17 protein-coding genes are annotated in these 14,791 nt (G+C 69.6%); 12 read left to right on the top strand and 5 right to left on the bottom strand.

Annotation, left to right across the window (positions count from 1 at the left end; genetic code table 11):
• Nucleotides 1–12: 12 nt before the first annotated feature.
• Nucleotides 13–678, bottom strand: a complete 666-nt coding sequence (locus ACIBO2_RS43350; RefSeq protein ID WP_358551420.1) for a Uma2 family endonuclease — start codon at nt 676–678, stop codon at nt 13–15.
• A gap of 69 nt (nt 679–747) precedes the next feature.
• Entirely contained in the window at nt 748–1,413 is a 666-nt protein-coding gene (locus tag ACIBO2_RS43345) for a Uma2 family endonuclease (protein ID WP_358551422.1), read from the bottom strand.
• Nucleotides 1,414–1,488: 75 nt separating this feature from the next.
• On the opposite strand from ACIBO2_RS43345, the gene ACIBO2_RS43340 reads away from it, so the two are divergent.
• The 7 genes from ACIBO2_RS43340 to ACIBO2_RS43310 are packed head-to-tail and all read left to right on the top strand — an operon-like array spanning nt 1,489 to nt 5,279.
• A complete protein-coding gene (locus tag ACIBO2_RS43340) occupies nt 1,489–2,277 on the top strand; it encodes a methyltransferase domain-containing protein (RefSeq protein WP_358551424.1) in 789 nt (262 codons plus the stop codon).
• 42 nt (nt 2,278–2,319) lie between these two features.
• Nucleotides 2,320–2,484, top strand: coding sequence for a hypothetical protein (locus ACIBO2_RS43335; RefSeq protein ID WP_357951111.1), 165 nt, complete (start codon nt 2,320–2,322; stop codon nt 2,482–2,484).
• Nucleotides 2,485–2,532: 48 nt separating this feature from the next.
• Nucleotides 2,533–2,913 (top strand): phage holin family protein, encoded by a 381-nt coding sequence (locus ACIBO2_RS43330; protein WP_358551426.1) that lies wholly within the window; start codon nt 2,533–2,535, stop codon nt 2,911–2,913.
• Nucleotides 2,910–3,662 (top strand): DUF3618 domain-containing protein, encoded by a 753-nt coding sequence (locus ACIBO2_RS43325; protein ID WP_358551428.1) that lies wholly within the window; start codon nt 2,910–2,912, stop codon nt 3,660–3,662. Before ACIBO2_RS43330 ends, ACIBO2_RS43325 begins: the two co-directional genes overlap by 4 nt.
• 25 nt (nt 3,663–3,687) lie before the next feature.
• Nucleotides 3,688–4,128 carry a protease inhibitor I42 family protein gene (locus ACIBO2_RS43320; protein ID WP_358551430.1) on the top strand — a complete coding sequence of 147 codons (441 nt, stop codon included), beginning with the start codon at nt 3,688–3,690 and terminating at the stop codon, nt 4,126–4,128.
• A gap of 29 nt (nt 4,129–4,157) precedes the next feature.
• Nucleotides 4,158–4,856 carry a DUF1838 family protein gene (locus ACIBO2_RS43315; RefSeq protein WP_358551432.1) on the top strand — a complete coding sequence of 233 codons (699 nt, stop codon included), beginning with the start codon at nt 4,158–4,160 and terminating at the stop codon, nt 4,854–4,856.
• Nucleotides 4,857–4,865: 9 nt separating this feature from the next.
• Nucleotides 4,866–5,279, top strand: coding sequence for an HIT family protein (locus ACIBO2_RS43310; RefSeq protein ID WP_358551434.1), 414 nt, complete (start codon nt 4,866–4,868; stop codon nt 5,277–5,279).
• Here the strand turns inward: ACIBO2_RS43310 and ACIBO2_RS43305 are convergent.
• Nucleotides 5,257–6,483, bottom strand: a complete 1,227-nt coding sequence (locus ACIBO2_RS43305; protein WP_358551436.1) for an OFA family MFS transporter — start codon at nt 6,481–6,483, stop codon at nt 5,257–5,259. The genes ACIBO2_RS43310 and ACIBO2_RS43305 overlap by 23 nt on opposite strands.
• Nucleotides 6,480–8,669 carry an FdhF/YdeP family oxidoreductase gene (locus ACIBO2_RS43300; protein WP_397304083.1) on the bottom strand — a complete coding sequence of 730 codons (2,190 nt, stop codon included), beginning with the start codon at nt 8,667–8,669 and terminating at the stop codon, nt 6,480–6,482. Before ACIBO2_RS43300 ends, ACIBO2_RS43305 begins: the two co-directional genes overlap by 4 nt.
• Nucleotides 8,670–8,747: 78 nt before the next feature.
• On the opposite strand from ACIBO2_RS43300, the gene ACIBO2_RS43295 reads away from it, so the two are divergent.
• Genes ACIBO2_RS43295 through ACIBO2_RS43280 form a run of 4 tightly spaced genes read left to right on the top strand, consistent with a single transcriptional unit; the run spans nt 8,748 to nt 12,603 of the window.
• Entirely contained in the window at nt 8,748–9,926 is a 1,179-nt protein-coding gene (locus tag ACIBO2_RS43295) for a histidine kinase (RefSeq protein ID WP_397304082.1), read from the top strand.
• A 33-nt stretch (nt 9,927–9,959) separates the two neighbouring features.
• A complete protein-coding gene (locus tag ACIBO2_RS43290; RefSeq protein WP_358551440.1) occupies nt 9,960–10,709 on the top strand; it encodes a LytTR family DNA-binding domain-containing protein in 750 nt (249 codons plus the stop codon).
• Nucleotides 10,706–11,119 (top strand): hypothetical protein, encoded by a 414-nt coding sequence (locus ACIBO2_RS43285; protein WP_358551442.1) that lies wholly within the window; start codon nt 10,706–10,708, stop codon nt 11,117–11,119. Before ACIBO2_RS43290 ends, ACIBO2_RS43285 begins: the two co-directional genes overlap by 4 nt.
• Complete coding sequence (locus ACIBO2_RS43280) at nt 11,116–12,603, top strand: cation acetate symporter (protein ID WP_358551444.1); 1,488 nt, start codon at nt 11,116–11,118, stop codon at nt 12,601–12,603. Before ACIBO2_RS43285 ends, ACIBO2_RS43280 begins: the two co-directional genes overlap by 4 nt.
• Here ACIBO2_RS43280 and ACIBO2_RS43275 read toward each other — a convergent pair.
• Entirely contained in the window at nt 12,600–13,616 is a 1,017-nt protein-coding gene (locus ACIBO2_RS43275) for a LacI family DNA-binding transcriptional regulator (protein WP_358551446.1), read from the bottom strand. The genes ACIBO2_RS43280 and ACIBO2_RS43275 overlap by 4 nt on opposite strands.
• 11 nt (nt 13,617–13,627) lie before the next feature.
• Between ACIBO2_RS43275 and ACIBO2_RS43270 the strand changes: the two genes are divergently transcribed.
• A complete protein-coding gene (locus ACIBO2_RS43270; protein WP_358551448.1) occupies nt 13,628–14,791 on the top strand; it encodes an aminotransferase class I/II-fold pyridoxal phosphate-dependent enzyme in 1,164 nt (387 codons plus the stop codon).

Raw genomic sequence — 14,791 nt, 5'->3', positions numbered from 1 at the left:
AGCGTATCTCGCCTAGCGGAAGATGGGCCCGGTCTCGAGCGTGACCCCGAACGGCTCGGGCAGTGGCAGCGGCTGCCCCGCCTCGACGACGATCGAGGTGTCGTACGCGCCGTCGGACAGCCCGTGGAGCAGCCTGACTGACGGAGGGGTGGAGAAGTCGTCGAGGATCAATATCATCGGGACCCCCGCTCGCGCGTAGGCGACCGGCTTGGCTTCAAGATCGTCGTCGCGGCTGTCGGACGACACCACTTCGACGGCCATCAGCGTGCCGTATCCGTAGGCCTGGTTGCCGTCGAACTCCGGGCTCCCCGGCGGGGCGATCAGGAGGTCGGGCAGCCGTTTGTCGCCGCGCCCCGGCGGGATGTGCACCGCCCAGGACTGGTAGAACTCCCAGCCGTTCTTCCGCTTGACGTCGCAGAGCTGGTCCGCCAGCCGGTCGACCAGGACACAGTGGCGCCTCTTGGCCCTGGAGCTCACATAGACCCGCCCATCCACGATCTCCGGCCTCAGTCCTTGCCCGACGAGTCTCTCCCACACCTGTTCGCGGCGGAGCTCCTCGTCCGTGGGGCCCAGGGCGCCCCATCCAGGGCCCCACGTGGGTGCGGCGATCGGCGGGCGTTCTGGACCCGGGGCGGGGTCGTGCCCATGTGCCTTCCCGTACGTGCTGCCGGCAGGCATGGTTGTCCTTTCGCTCGCGTCATCAAGCTGTTCAGGCCCCGTACTTGCGCCCCCGGCTGGGTGCCTTGCTCAGCGGAAGATCAGGCCGGTGTCGAGCTCGACCCCGAACGGCTCCGGCAACTTCACCTGCTCGCCTTCATCCACCTTGGTCATGTTGCGATATTCGCCATCACGCGGGTCCGACAGCAGGGTGACCGATGGAGGTTCGGAGAATTCGTCGACGATCAGCATGATGGGTATGCCTGCCCGGGCGTATTCGGCGGGCTTGACTTGCAGATCGTCAGTCCGGCTGTCCTGGGAGGTGATCTCGACGGCCAGGAGCGCGCCGTGGCCGTACGCCTGGTTCTCGTCGAACTCCGGACTGCCCGGTGGTGCGACCAGCAGATCGGGAAGCCGCTTGTCGCCTCGATGGGGCGGGATGTGAACAGCCCAGGTCTGGTAGAACTTCCAGCCGTTCTCCCGCTTGACGTCGCTGAGCTGGTCGATCAATTGGTCGACCAGATCTGCATGGCGCCTCTTCGTCCAGGGGCTCACTATTATCCTTCCACAGACGATCTCGGCTCTCCAGTCCTGTTGGATAAGGGTTTGCCAGAGTTGTTCGCGCTTGAGTTCGGTCTCGGTCGGTCCGGAATGCCCCCAGCCCGGACCCCAATCCGGCGAAGGTCGGGAGTCGCAGCCGGGCTCAGGCGCGGGTGCGCGCCTGCGTGTCTTTCTGCGCGTGGTGCCGGTGGCCATGGCGGTCATCCTCTCGCTCGCGTCATCGGAAATACTACACTGCGTGACCATTGATTTACTCTATGAAAGGTCTTCATGATGGGGTTCTCAGCAGGCGAGAAACGGTGGCGCGAGCGGCTGGGCAGCCTGCGTGACGTGGTCAGGCAGGAGCTGGTGAGCCGCCAGTTGGCGGCCCATCTCCCGCCCCTTCCGGTGAGGGTGCTGGACGTGGGCTGCGGGCAGGGCACCCAGGCGCTCAGGATCGCCGCCCAGGGGCATCGGGTGACCGCGCTCGACGCGTCCAGTGATCTGCTCGGGCTGTTGAAGGAGCGGGTCGAGCCGGGGATGGCCATCGAGGTGGTGCACGCGCCCGCCGAGCGCATGGGGGAGCTGTTCGGGCCCGGGAGCTTCGACGTGGTCCTCTGTCATGGCGTGCTCATGTACTTCGACGACCCCGACCCGCTCCTGACCGCCATGGCGGCGGTGCTTGCGCCCGGTGGAGTGCTGTCGCTGCTCGTGCGCAACGGCGACGCGCTGGCCATGCGGCCCGGGATGACGGGGGACTGGGCGGCGGCCAGGGAGGCGTTCGACGCGGACGCGTACACCAACCGCCTGGGCGTCCGGGCGCGGGCCGACCGGCTCGACGACCTGACGCGGCGCCTGGCCGTACGAGGGCTGGGCGTCCGGCAGTGGTACGGCGTGCGGGTGCTCACGGACCTGGCGGCCGACGACGCGCCTCTCCCCGACGACCTGGACCTGCTGCTGGAGTGCGAGGAGCGGGCCGGGTCGAGCGACCCCTACCGGCGGGTCGCCCCTTTGATCCACGTCATCGCGCAGCCCGGCATCATCGTGCGGCCCGGCGATTCCGGCGACGCCCGACGGTGAAGATTCCCGTGACGCCCGCAGTTGAAGTTGTACAGTGAAAATATGAATCCTCCCGGATCGTGGTGCGAACGGCCCAAGCCGTCGGCTCCTTCGTGTGAGCTGCCCTCCCCGTGGAGCAAGCCCAAGCAGCCCGACAACTGGTGCGACGTTCCCAAGTCCCCGGTTCTGTCCGTCGTCGGCTTCCTGCTGCGAGCCGCCAAGCGGTGATAGAAAGCCACTTCGCTGGGTAGTCGCCTCCTCGGCAGAGGAGGCGATGTGAACGACACCCACAAGCTGGTCAACGATCTCTCCGAGCAGGTCTCCCGGCTCGTCAGGGACGAATTGCGGCTGGCGCGGCTGGAGCTCACGCGGAAGGGCAAGCGGGCGGGATTCGGCGCGGGTCTGTTCGGGGCCGCGGGAATGACCGCGTTCTTCGGCGGCGCCGCTCTGGTGACCGCCGTCATTCTGCTGCTCGCTCTGGTGATGCCCGGGTGGGCGGCTGCCGCTGTTGTGGCGGGTGTCTTGTTCGTCGTCGCCGCCGTGCTGGGTCTCATTGGCAAGAACCAGGTGAAGCAGGCCGCGCCGCTGGTGCCGGCAGAGACGATCGCCAGTGTCAAGGCCGATATCGACGTGGTCAAGGAGAGGGCTCGGCGATGAGTGAGACGGACCCCGAATTCGGCGAGCAGGGGTATGACGGTTCTGGATATGACGGTTCTGGATATAGCGAGCAGCACGCTGGGGACGTGGGCGCCCGTCGGACGACGGTCGGTATGCCGACGGACCACGAGTCCGTCAACGTACCGCCGACCAGGCCGGGCGCGGTGGAGAACGCGATGAAGGCGGAGGCCGCCCGCCGGGAGCACGAGACCTTCATCCCCGAACCGCCCGTGGTGGACGAGCGCACCGAGGCGGCCGGGGCCCGGGAAGGCGAGACGGAGTCGCTGAGGGCGGAGCACGCTAACGACGAGGATGAGGAAGAGGACGACGTGCACAAAAACATCAAGGACACCCGTCAGGAACTTGGCGACACCGTGGCTGCCCTGGCCGACAAGGCGGACGTGAAGGGCCGGGCGAACGACGCGGCGGAGGCGGCGAAGGGCAAGGCCACCGAGGTGGCCGGGGTCGCCAAGGACAAGGCCGTCGAAGTGGCCGAGGTCGCCAAGGACAAGGCGGCCGCCGTGGCCGAACTGGCGAAGGACAAGGCCGTCGTAGTGGCGGACGTCGCCAAGGACAAGGCCGCCGAGGTGGCCGACAAGGTACGAGACGTCACCCCCGACCAGGTCAAGGACGCGGCCGACAAGGTCACCACGGAGGCCAGGAAGCGCCCCGTCCTGGTCATCGCCGCCGCCGGCGCCCTTGTGGCGCTGGTCCTGCGCCGGATCATGAGGCGCAACAGGAGCAAGTGAGCCCCGATCCCGATAGCCTGCCTGAGTGATTCGTCGAACGGCCGCCACCGCCCTGCTGGCCCTCCTCATGCTGGGGGCCGGCACGGGCTGCGGCGCGGGGTCGGCCGTCAGCGACTACGGCAAGGTGATCAAGGGCGCCAAGGGCTCGACCGTCACGGTGGAGGTCGGCGCGGGCCAGCGGTTCTCGCTGGCCGTGGCCGACAACGTGTCCACCGGTGACCAGTGGCGTCTCGTGGCGGTGCCCGACGCCAAGGTGGCCTCGTTCATCAGCAAGGAACACGAGAGCGCCGGCGGCGGGCCGGGCTCGGGCGGCACCAGCTACTTCGTCTTCAACGGCAAGCACCCGGGCAACACCGAGATCAGGCTGTACGACTGCTGGCGCTGCCCCAACGCCAGCGCCGGCCCGGTCGACGAGCAGAGCAAGGCACAGTCGGGCGAGGCGATCTTCGCGGTCGTCGTCAAATAGAGCACCCGTGGGGGAGACCTGTGGATTTCATGCGCGTGCGTGCCTCGGTCGACGGCGCGGAGACGATCTCGTGGTGGACCGGAGACGTCTACGGCTGGCAGCAGGACGACGGCCCGCATCACCTGTTCGGCTTCGAGGGCGTCAACGTGGCCAGGGCGGTCGAGACCGACGGCGGCTGGCAGATGCTGACCAGGGAGGCCGCGGCCTACCTCGACCCGAAGTCCCGCGAGATCCTCGACACCTGGGACAACCCGTTCACCGGGGCGTCCGTCGAGGTCCGGCACGTCTTCAACGACCCGGTCAACCAGCGCTTCGGCGCCTACCCCGTGCCCACCACCAGGCTCGGTGACCAGGTCGTCTTCAACGCCGACATCCGGCTGGCCTACCCGTCGCCGCTCAAGGTCGCCGACTATCCCGACAACTCCGCCAGTGACACCTACCGGGCGCTGGAGCTGTTCCAGTTCTTCGCCTCGGCCAAGGATCTCGACTCCGGCGAGCCGAGTGTGCCGTGCGTGTTCTCGTGGTGCCGGGTCTCGCCGTGGCTGCCGTGGATGGCCATGGGGCAGCGCCAGGGCGGGCTGGTCTACCACTGCCGCGGGCACAAGACGACCGAGGTTCCTGACCGGCTCCGCGCGCACGTGGGCGAGCACTTCCTGCACGCGCCCGAGGAGTGGTCGGCGCCCAACGTGACCAGCTGGACGGCCTTCGCGGACAAGGCCGCCCGGTAGGGTCGGCCGGTGAGCAACGACCTGTTCTGCGAGATCGTCGCGGGCGAGCGGACCGCCCACATCGTCCACTCCGACGCGGTGGTCGTCGCCTTCCTCGACGTTCGCCCGGTCTTCAAGGGCCACGTCCTGGTCGTACCGAGGCTCCATGTCGAGACCTTCGGCGACCTCGGCGACGTCGGCCCCTTCTTCGAGCGGGTCCAGCTGCTGACCCGCGCGGTCGAGGAGGGGCTGGAGGCGGCCGGTACGTTCGTCGCGATGAACAACCGCATCAGCCAGAGCGTGGCGCACCTGCACGTCCACGTGGTGCCGCGCAACCCGAAGGACGGGTTGCGCGGTTTCTTCTGGCCCCGCACCAAGTACGCCTCGGAGGAGGAGGCGCGGTCCTACGCCGAGCTGATCGCTAAAGCGCTTCCTGCGCAGTGACGACCCGCTCGGCCTTCGGCGGCCGGGTGACGAGCGGCAGCACGAGGGCCACCAGCGCGATGATCCCGATCACGGTGAACGCCGTGGTGTAGTTGTCGCCCGAGATGAGCGCGGCGGCGAGCAGCGGCCCGACGATCCCGCCGACGCTCCAGGCCACGATCATCAGCCCGTAGATGCCGCCCGCGTTGCGCAGGCCGAAGAAGTCACCCGCGGTTGCGGGCATGGTGCCGAACCCGCCGCCGTAACAGAGGTAGACCACCGCCGACAGCACCGCGAACACCGCCACCTGCGAGGCGTGGCCGAGCAGCAGGAAGCAGATCCCCTGCAGGCCGAGCATCCCGGCGAAGGCGAACATCCGCCCGGTCCGCTCCGAGATCCAGCCCCAGAAGATCCGCCCGGCGCCGTTGAACAGCCCCATGACACCGGTCAGCGTGGCCGCGGCGGCCGCGGTGTAGCCGGCGATGGACGTGGCGGCCGAGCTGATCACCGAGATGAGCGCGATGCCCGCCGTCACGTTGAGGCAGAGGATGGCGGCCAGCAGATACCACTGCGGCGTACGCAGCGCCTCGCCCTGCGTGTACTCGCGTCCGCTGGCGGCGATCCGCCCCGTCGCGGCCACCTGGTAGTCGGCCGGCGGGTTGCGGAAGAAGAACGCGCCCACCAGCGTCATCACCAGATACGCCACGCCCAGCGTGAGGAACGCCTTGGTCGGCACCGCCGGGTTGGCCTCGACCAGCCGTTGCGCGACGGGCGAGGTCACCACGGCGCCGAAGCCGAAGCCGCCCACCGCGATCCCGGTGATCAGCCCGCGCTTGTCCGGGAACCACTTCTGCAGCATGGCGATAGGCACGATGTAACCGAGCCCGAGGCCGAAGCCCGCGATGACGCCGTAGCCGAGGATGAGCAGCCATAACCGCGAGTGGTCGGCGGCGAAGCCGGCCAGCAGGATGCCGAGCGAGTAGAGCACGCCGCCCGACAGGGCGACCGGTCGCGGGCCGCGTACGTCCTGGATCCGGCCGCCGATGAAGGTGCCCAGGAAGATCATGCCGATCGTCACCGAGAACGGCAGCGCGGCCTCCGCCTTGGTGAGGTCGAAGTCGCTCGCCTTGGCCTGGAGCGCCTTGGAGAACACGCTCCAGGAATAGACGGCGCCCAGCGCGAGCTGGAAGAGTACCGCGGCCGCCGCGAGTAACCAGCGATTCATCCGACCCTCACCACCGCGTTGTAGTCGGGGATGCCCGCCTGTGGCGAGCGTTTGTTCCGGTCGATGAGCACTTCGCCCTCCGGCCAGTGGACCTGCAGGTTGCCCGGCGTGACGGGGGCGCGCACGACCCGCCCGGTCAGCTCGCCGGTGTCGCTCTTCAGCCGTACCGGGTCGCCGTCCTTCAGGCCGAGCCGGTCGGCGTCGATCGGGTTCATCAGCACGGCCTCGCGGGTGGCTCCGGTCAGGGCGTCGCGCTTCTCGTACACCATCGAGTTGAACTGCTTGCCCCGGCGGGTGGTGACCACGAACGTGCCGTCGGGGCGATTCAGCGGTGGCACCTCGACCACCGAGAAGCGCGCCCGGCCGTCGGGGGTGGGGAACTTCCAGCCCGCGCAGAGCAGCGGGCCGCCGTACTGGAGGTGGTCGCCCTTGGCCTTGAGGCTCTCGATGCCCGCGTAGGTGGGGACGGATCGGGCGATGTCCTCGCGGATCTGCGGCGTGCCGGTATAGCGCACGTGTTCCGAAATTTCGGGACGTGTTCGGGCGGCCAGTTCGGTGGTGATCTTCCACTCCGGCCAGGCCTCGGGGACGCGCGGGCCGGGGATCTCGGGGGAGAAGATGATCCGCCGCTCCGTGGAGGTGGCCGTCACCCCGCCGATCATCTCGTAGCGGGTCTGGGCGGGCAGCAGGAGCACCGCGGAGCCGGGCTCCACCAGCATCTGGCTCGACAGGCAGATGTCGATGTGCACCCGCAGCGGGATCCGGGCCAGCGCCCGGCGGCAGGCGGCCGGGTCGGGCAGGACCTCCAGGAAGTTGCCGCCGCTGGAGATCAGCACGTCCAGGTCGGCCTCCAGCATCTCGGGGGCGGTGTGGCCGGGCGAGGAGGGCACCTCGAAGCCCCACAGGTCCGCGAACGTGGCGGCGTTCTCCGGGGTGACGGCCAGGCCGCCCGGCAGTGCCGTGCTGTAGGCGCCCATCTCGGCGCCGCCCTGCACGCCGCTGTGGCCGCGGATGGGCATCAGCCCGGACTTCTCCCGGCCCACAAAGCCCTTGGTGAGCCCCAGGTTGATGATCGACCGGACGTTGTCCTCGCCGAACTCGTGCTGAGTGACGCCCATCGACCACACCAGCACGGCCGTCTTCGCCTCGTGGAGCATCCTGGCCAGCTCGCGCATGTCGTCCTCCGAGGCCCCGGAGAGCGCGCTCAGCTCCTTGTACGAGCGCTTGCTCAGGGACTCGGCCAGCTCCGCGTAGCCCGCGGTGTGCGAGTCGACGAACTCGTGGTCCACCCAGTTGTTGTCGATCATCATTTTGAGCACGCCGCTGAGGAACGCGACGTCGCCGCCCACGTTCACCAGGAAGAACCGGTCGGTGATCCTGGTGCCGAAGACCGCGCTCTCGATGTTCGACGGCACCCAGTACTTGTCCATGCCGGGCTCGCGGTAGGTGTTGACCACCGCGACCTTCGTGCCCGCCTTCTTGGCGTGGTAGAGGTACTTCATCGCGACCGGCTGGTTGTTGGCCACGTTCGAGCCGATGAAGACGATCAGGTCGCTGCCGATCCAGTCCGTGTAGGAGCAGGTGGTGGCGGCCACGCCGAGCGACCCCTTCAGCGCCACGGTCGAGGGCGAGTGGCAGATCCTGGCCGCGTTGTCGATCGAGTTGCCGCCCAGCGCGCGTACGGCCTTCTGCGCGGCGAAGTAGTTCTCGTTGGGTTCGCCGCGGCTGGTCATGTAGAGGCCGAACTTGTCCGGCCCGGCCTGCCGGAGCCGGTCGGCGGCCAGGTTCAGCGCCTCGTCCCAGCCGATCCGCCGGAACCCGGCGTCGCCGCTCTCCCGCAGCATCGGGTACGGCAGCCGGCCCAGGTCGCGTAACTCCGCGCTGCTCTTGCCGGCCAGCTTCGACACGTCCGCCAGCAGGCCGCCGTCCAGCGGTGGCATCGTGTTCAGCCGCAGCAGCCGCAGGCGGATGTTGCACAGATGGACCTCGTCCATCGTCCAGTCGCGCATGCCGGTGGTGCCGAGCGCGCAGCCGTCACAGGCGCCGTCACGCAGGATCCGCCAGGCATACCGCCGTTGACCGCGGTTCTCGCGGACGGCCTTCCAGATCTCGAGGTAGTTGTTGGGCTTCTGCTCGCCGAGCCCGAACGGTTTCAGGCCGGCCCAGTTCTTCGGATCGAGGCCCATGACAGGAACTCCTTGCTCTTTGTCGGAACGTAGATCGGGAGTGCCAAAGCGTCAAGGCGGGCACTAGGCTCCGGCGGCGTGGAATACCTGGTCGGAGTCGCCGTGGTGACCGTGCTCGTGGGCGTGCCCGCGATCGTGCTCTGGAGGGTCCTGCGCGGGCGGCGCGAGCTGGGCACCAGCCCGGCCGAGCGGGCCACGTTCGAGACCCTGCACACCGCGTCCCTGGCCGGGCCGCCGCTGCGCGCCGGGCTGACCGAAGAGGCCGTCCAGAAGGCGTCGCGGCACCTGCGTACGCTGCTCGGCTCGTCGGCGCTGGCGATCACCGACGGGAAGCGGCTGCTCGTCTACGACGGCGCGGGGGAGCACCACGCGGGTCAGGCGTTCGAGCACGCGGGCGCGACGCTGAAGGACGGCCGCACCCAGGTGCTCTCCATCGAGTGCGAGCTGCTCGAATGCCCGATCCGGCACGCCGTGGTCGTACCGCTCACCACCGACGACCGGGTCGTCGGCGCGCTGGCGGCCTATGGCCCGCACGCCTCGGCGGGGCTGGTCAGGGCCGCCCAGGAGGTGGCCGGTTGGGTGGACTCGCAGCTGGAGCTGGCCGAGCTGGACCGCTCCCGCACCCTGCTGATGGAGGCCGAGGTACGGGCGCTGCGGGCGCAGATCTCGCCGCACTTCATCTACAACTCGCTTACCACGATCGCGTCGTTCGTCCGCACCGACCCGGAACGCGCCCGCGAGCTGCTGCTGGAGTTCGCCGACTTCACCCGCTACTCCTTCCGCCGGCACGGCGAGTTCACCACGCTGGCCGAGGAGCTGCGCTCGATCGACCGCTACCTGATCCTGGAACGCGCCCGTTTCGGCGACCAGCTCCAGGTGACCCTCCGCATCGCCCCCGAGGTGCTGCCCGTCGCGGTGCCCTTCCTGTGCCTGCAGCCGCTGGTGGAGAACGCCGTCCGCCACGGCCTGGAGAGCAAGAACGGCGTCGGCCGCATCACGATCGTCGCCGAGGACGCCGGAGCCGAGTGCCGCCTCAGCGTCGAGGACGACGGCCTCGGCATGGAGCCCGACAAGCTGCGCCGCATCCTCGCAGGTGAGATAGCCCCCGCGGGCGGCGTGGGGCTGGCCAACGTGGACGAGCGGCTGCGCCAGGTGTACGGGGACGAGTACGGGCTGGTCGTCGAGACGGGCCCCGGCGCGGGCACGAAGGTCAACATCAGGTTGCCGAAGTATCACCCCGGCGTCTCGGCCCGTTGACCTCGATCTTTGTTGTCGGTTTTATCACTGTGTATGGCACAACTCCGGGTCCTCGCCGTCGACGACGAGCTACCCGCTCTGGAAGACCTTTCGTACTTACTGCGCGCCGACTCACGCATTGGGGAGGTGGCCACCGCGAGGGACGGCGCCGCGGCGCTGAAGCTGCTCGACCGTGCCATCGCCGACGGCCGGCCGATCGACGCCGTCTTCCTCGACATCAGGATGCGCGGGCTCGACGGCGTGGTGCTCGGGCGGCTGCTGTCGCAGTTCGCCAACCCGCCCCGGGTCGTGTTCGTCACCGCGTACGAGGAGCACGCGGTCGACGCCTTCGAGATCAAGGCCGAGGACTACCTGCTCAAACCGGTGCGCCCCGAACGGCTGGCCGAGGCGATCAGACGGGTGGCCGTCTCGGCCGACGTGCCGGTCGAGCTCGGCGAGTCCGACACCATCCCGGTTGAACTGGGCGGCGTGACCCGGTTCGTCTCCAGCGCCGACGTGGTGTACGTCGAGGCGCACGGCGACTACGCCCGCCTGCACACCGCCGCCGGCAGCCACCTGGTACGCATCCCGCTGGCCACGCTGGAGGACCGCTGGGCCTCGGCCGGGTTCGTCCGGGTGCACCGCAGCCACCTGGTCGCGGTCAAGCACATCGAGGAGCTGCACATCGACTCCGGCAAGTGCACGGTCCGGGTCGGCGACACCGAGATCCCGGTCAGCCGCCGCCACACCCGCGAACTGCGCGACATGCTCGTCCGCAGGGCCAAGAGAGGACGGCCGGAGTGAGCCCGGAGCCCCGCCCCGCCCGCCGGGCGCCGCTCGCCCGCCACGACACCGCGCGCCGGGTCACGGTGACGAGCCCCCGCACCGCCGCCGCGCGCCGCCCCCGCTACCCGGCCACCCGCGAGATCGACGAGCAGACGCACCTCGGCGAGGTGTACATGCGCTCGCTGCTGCGCACCCAGTTCCGGCTGGCGCTGTTCGTCTGCACGGTGCTGGCGTGCGTGGTGTGCGGTCTGCCGCTGCTGTTCCTGGCCATCCCGGAGCTGCGCGAGGCGGACCTGCTGGGCATCCCGCTGCCGTGGGCGGTGCTCGCCGGTCTCATCTACCCCGCCTTCGTCGTGGGCGCCTGGCTCTACGTACGGCAGGCCGAACGCAACGAGCGCCACTTCGCCGACCTGGTCGAACGCCCATGAGCCTCGCCGCGGTCGTCATCGTGGTGGTGGCGGCCGTGCTCATCGGGGCGTTCGGCATCCGGTTCTCCCGTACGACCTCCGACTTCTACGTCGCCTCCCGCTCGGTCAGCCCGCTGTGGAACGCCTCGGCGATCGGCGGCGAGTACCTGTCGGCGGCGTCGTTCCTCGGGGTGGCGGGGCTGATCCTGTCGTTCGGCGCCGACATGCTGTGGCTGCCCGTCGGCTGGACCGGTGGCTACCTAGTGCTGCTGGTGCTGGTCTCCGCGCCGTTGCGCCGCTCGGGCGCGTACACGCTGCCCGACTTCGCCGAGGCCAGGCTGGAGTCGATGACCGTGCGCCGCACGGCCAGCGTGCTCGTCGTGCTCATCGGCTGGCTCTACCTGATGCCGCAGTTCCAGAGCGCGGGCCTGGTGCTGCGGACCGTCACCGGGGCGCCGGTGTGGGTGGGCGGGCTGCTGGTGGCGGCCGTGGTCGCGGTCAACGTGCTGTCGGGCGGCATGCGGTCGATCACGTTCGTGCAGGCGTTCCAGTACTGGCTCAAGCTGACGGCGCTGGCCATACCGCTCGTGTTCCTGCTCATGGCGTGGCGCGCGGACGGGGCGCCCGCGGTGAGCGCCGCCGACGCGGCCACCTGGCAGGTGCCGCTGGCCGGCGGCAAGGAGTACGGCCTGTACTCGACGTACTCGCTGATCCTGGCCACCTTCCTCGGCACGATGGGCCTGCCGCACGTGCTCGTCCGCTTCTACACCAACCCCGACGGCCGGACCGCGCGCCGCACCACGCTCGTGGTCCTGTCGCTGCTCGGCGCGTTCTACCTGCTGCCCGCGCTGTACGGCTGGCTGGGCCGGTTGTACGTACCCGAACTGGTGGGGACCGACGCGGTCGTGCTGACCCTGCCGGAGCGGATGGTCGGCGGCACCCTGGGCGACCTGCTGACCGCGCTGGTCACGGCGGGGGCGTTCGCGGCGTTCCTGTCCACCTCGTCGGGGCTGACCGTGTCGGTGGCCGGGGTTATCGCCCAGGACCTGCTCAAGGGCAGCGTCCGCTCGTTCAGGGCCGCCACGCTCATGGCGGTCGCGGTGCCGCTGGCCCTGGCGCTGTGGGCGCGGGCCCTGCCGGTGGCCGACGTGGTGGGGCTGGCGTTCGCGGTGGCGGCCTCGTCGTTCTGCCCGCTGCTCGTGCTCGGCATCTGGTGGCGGCGCCTCAGCACCACGGGCGCGCTGGCCGGGCTGCTCGTGGGCGGCGGCCTGGCCAGCGCGGCGGTGCTGGCCACGATCACCGGCGGGCCGTACGACGGGCTCGCGGGCGCGCTGCTGGCCCAGCCGGCCGCCTGGACGGTGCCGATCGCCTTCGCGGTGATGGTGTCGGTGTCGTTCCTGACCCCGCACCGGGTCCCGGCGGGAGTGGCGCGCACCATGGTCCGGCTGCACACCCCGGAGGACCTCGACCTGGACCGCGGCGACTGGCGGCCCCGCTCGTCCTAAGAGGGCCGGTCCTGAGGGGGCTGCTCGCCGGAGCCGCGGGTGATCAGCTCGACCGGGACCTTGACCCGCCGCGGTTGGTCCGAGGGGTCCAGAAGCAGGTCCACCGCGCTTTGGCCCAGCCGTGTCACGTCGTAGCGCACCACCGTCACCCCCGGGTTGAACACCTCCGCCAGTGCGAAGTCGTCGAAGCCCACGAACGCGGGGCGTTCGGGACGCTCGCGCAGTGCCTGGAGGATGCCGATCGCGGCCCGGTTGTTGGTGGCGAAGAACGCGGTCGGCGGGTCGGCCAGTGACAGCAGGCGCGTCACCTCCTGTCCGGCCCGCCACGGGTCGAACACCTCCCGCACCACCAGCGACTCGTCCACCGCCACCCCGGCCTCGCGCAGCGCCGCGCGGTAGCCGGAGGCGCGGTCGTGGACCGAGCTCAGTCCGTCGTCGTCGGAGATCAGCCCGATGCGCCGGTGGCCGTGCTCCAGCAGGTGCTGCGTCGCCATCCGGCCGCCCCTGACGTCGTCCAGCAGCACCACGTCCGCCTGCTCCAGGCCGTGCGGCACCCGGTCCACGAACACCGTGGTCAGGCCGCCGTGCTCGCCGAGCCAGCCGTGGTCGGCGGCCGACGGAACGATGATCAGCGAGTCGACGCCCCGGGCGTACATGGACTCCACGAGCATCCGCTCCCGCTCCGGCCGTTCCTCGTAGGAGCCGAAGATGACCAGTGCCTCATGGTCGGCCGCCGCCGCTTCCACCGCCTTGGCCAGGCGGGAGTAGAACTCGTTGGAGATGTTCTCCATGACCAGGCCGAGCGTCAGCATGGTGGCGCGGCGGGCCAGCCGGCTGGCCGCCTCGTTGCGGCGGAAGCCGAGCGCGCTGATGGCCTCCTGGACCCGCTGCCGCAGCGGCGCGCTCACGTGCGGCTCCTGGTTGACCACCCGCGAGACGGTCTTCAGGCTCACCCCCGCGCGCCGGGCGACGTCGGCCATGGTCGGGTTGATGGCTCCCTTGTGGCCTGTCATATGGTGCCCCCATGGATGATGAATGGATCTGTGGACGGCTGGGCGAGGACGAGCCGTGGATGCTGGGCGCGGTCAACCCGCCCGTGTTCGAGAACTCGCTGTTCACCTTCGAGACGGCCGCCGAACTGGGTGAGGCGATCAGGAACGAGGACGAGCGCTACGTCTACTGGCGGGGCACCAACCCGACGGTCGACCTGGCGCAGCGCAAGCTTGCCGCGCTGGAGCGGGGGGAGCGGGCCAAGTGTTTCGCCTCGGGAATGGGCGCGATCGCCGCGACCATCTCCTCGCTGGTGAAGGCCGGTGACCATGTGCTGGTGCTGGGCGCGGTCTATGGGCCCACCACCCAGTTCCTGCGTTACCTGGAGAAGTTCGGCGTCACGCATACGCACGTCGATGACCTCGAAGGCTGTGACAGCGCTATCACGGCGAGCACCCGCCTACTCTACTTCGAGTCGCCCTCCTACATGGCCTACGCCGTCGTGGACATCGCGGAGGTGACCGCCTGGGCGCGGGAGCGGGGGCTGGTGACGGTGATGGACAACACCTGGTCCACGCCGCTGTTCCAGAAGCCGCTGACGCTCGGGGTGGACCTGGTCGTGCACTCGCTGTCGAAGTACATCGGCGGCCACAGCGACCTGGTCGGCGGCGTGGTGATCGGGCCGTCGCGGCTCATCAGGCCGCTGGCGCTGACCGAGTACCAGCTCTACGGGGCGGCCATGTCACCGCACGACGCGGCCAAGGTGATCAAGGGGCTGCGGACACTTCCGGTACGGATGGCGGCGCACCAGGAACGCGGGCTGGCGGTTGCCGGGTTCCTGGCGGATCATCCGGCGGTGCGGCGGGTCAACTATCCGGGGCTGCCCTCGCATCCCGGTCACGCGCAGGCGCTTCGCCAGATGTCCGGCTTCTCCAGCCTGTTCAGCTTGGAACTGGACACCGACTCTCGGCCGGTGGTCGCAGCATTCATCGATTTGTTGCGATATTTCAGGATCGGAGTGTCCTGGGGAGGCTTTGAGAGTCTGGTCAACGCGCCCGCGCTCTCGACCAAGGAGAGCGTACGAGCGACCATGGGCATCCCGATCGGGCTGGTCCGCCTGTCGGTCGGGCTGGAACCCGCCGATACATTGATCAAGGACCTCGGTCTAGCGCTGGAGGGTGCCAGTCCCCTAGCGTGA

This window comes from Nonomuraea sp. NPDC050022 (assembly GCF_044460705.1).
Classification (GTDB): domain Bacteria; phylum Actinomycetota; class Actinomycetes; order Streptosporangiales; family Streptosporangiaceae; genus Nonomuraea.
The sequence above is the reverse complement of the archived record's forward strand: the minus strand, read 5'-3'. Positions and strand labels throughout refer to the sequence as shown.

Bases quoted from the DNA above. Each gene is read 5' to 3' on its own strand.
- ACIBO2_RS43300 (WP_397304083.1), bottom strand. From the start codon at position 8,669: ATGGGCCTCGATCCGAAGAACTGGGCCGGCCTGAAACCGTTCGGGCTC.
- ACIBO2_RS43350 (WP_358551420.1), bottom strand. From the start codon at position 678: ATGCCTGCCGGCAGCACGTACGGGAAGGCACATGGGCACGACCCCGCC.
- ACIBO2_RS43325 (WP_358551428.1), top strand. From the start codon at position 2,910: ATGAGTGAGACGGACCCCGAATTCGGCGAGCAGGGGTATGACGGTTCT.
- ACIBO2_RS43305 (WP_358551436.1), bottom strand. From the start codon at position 6,483: ATGAATCGCTGGTTACTCGCGGCGGCCGCGGTACTCTTCCAGCTCGCG.
- ACIBO2_RS43345 (WP_358551422.1), bottom strand. From the start codon at position 1,413: ATGGCCACCGGCACCACGCGCAGAAAGACACGCAGGCGCGCACCCGCG.
- ACIBO2_RS43290 (WP_358551440.1), top strand. From the start codon at position 9,960: ATGGCACAACTCCGGGTCCTCGCCGTCGACGACGAGCTACCCGCTCTG.
- ACIBO2_RS43270 (WP_358551448.1), top strand. From the start codon at position 13,628: ATGGATGATGAATGGATCTGTGGACGGCTGGGCGAGGACGAGCCGTGG.
- ACIBO2_RS43280 (WP_358551444.1), top strand. From the start codon at position 11,116: ATGAGCCTCGCCGCGGTCGTCATCGTGGTGGTGGCGGCCGTGCTCATC.
- ACIBO2_RS43340 (WP_358551424.1), top strand. From the start codon at position 1,489: ATGATGGGGTTCTCAGCAGGCGAGAAACGGTGGCGCGAGCGGCTGGGC.
- ACIBO2_RS43335 (WP_357951111.1), top strand. From the start codon at position 2,320: ATGAATCCTCCCGGATCGTGGTGCGAACGGCCCAAGCCGTCGGCTCCT.
- ACIBO2_RS43315 (WP_358551432.1), top strand. From the start codon at position 4,158: ATGCGCGTGCGTGCCTCGGTCGACGGCGCGGAGACGATCTCGTGGTGG.
- ACIBO2_RS43275 (WP_358551446.1), bottom strand. From the start codon at position 13,616: ATGACAGGCCACAAGGGAGCCATCAACCCGACCATGGCCGACGTCGCC.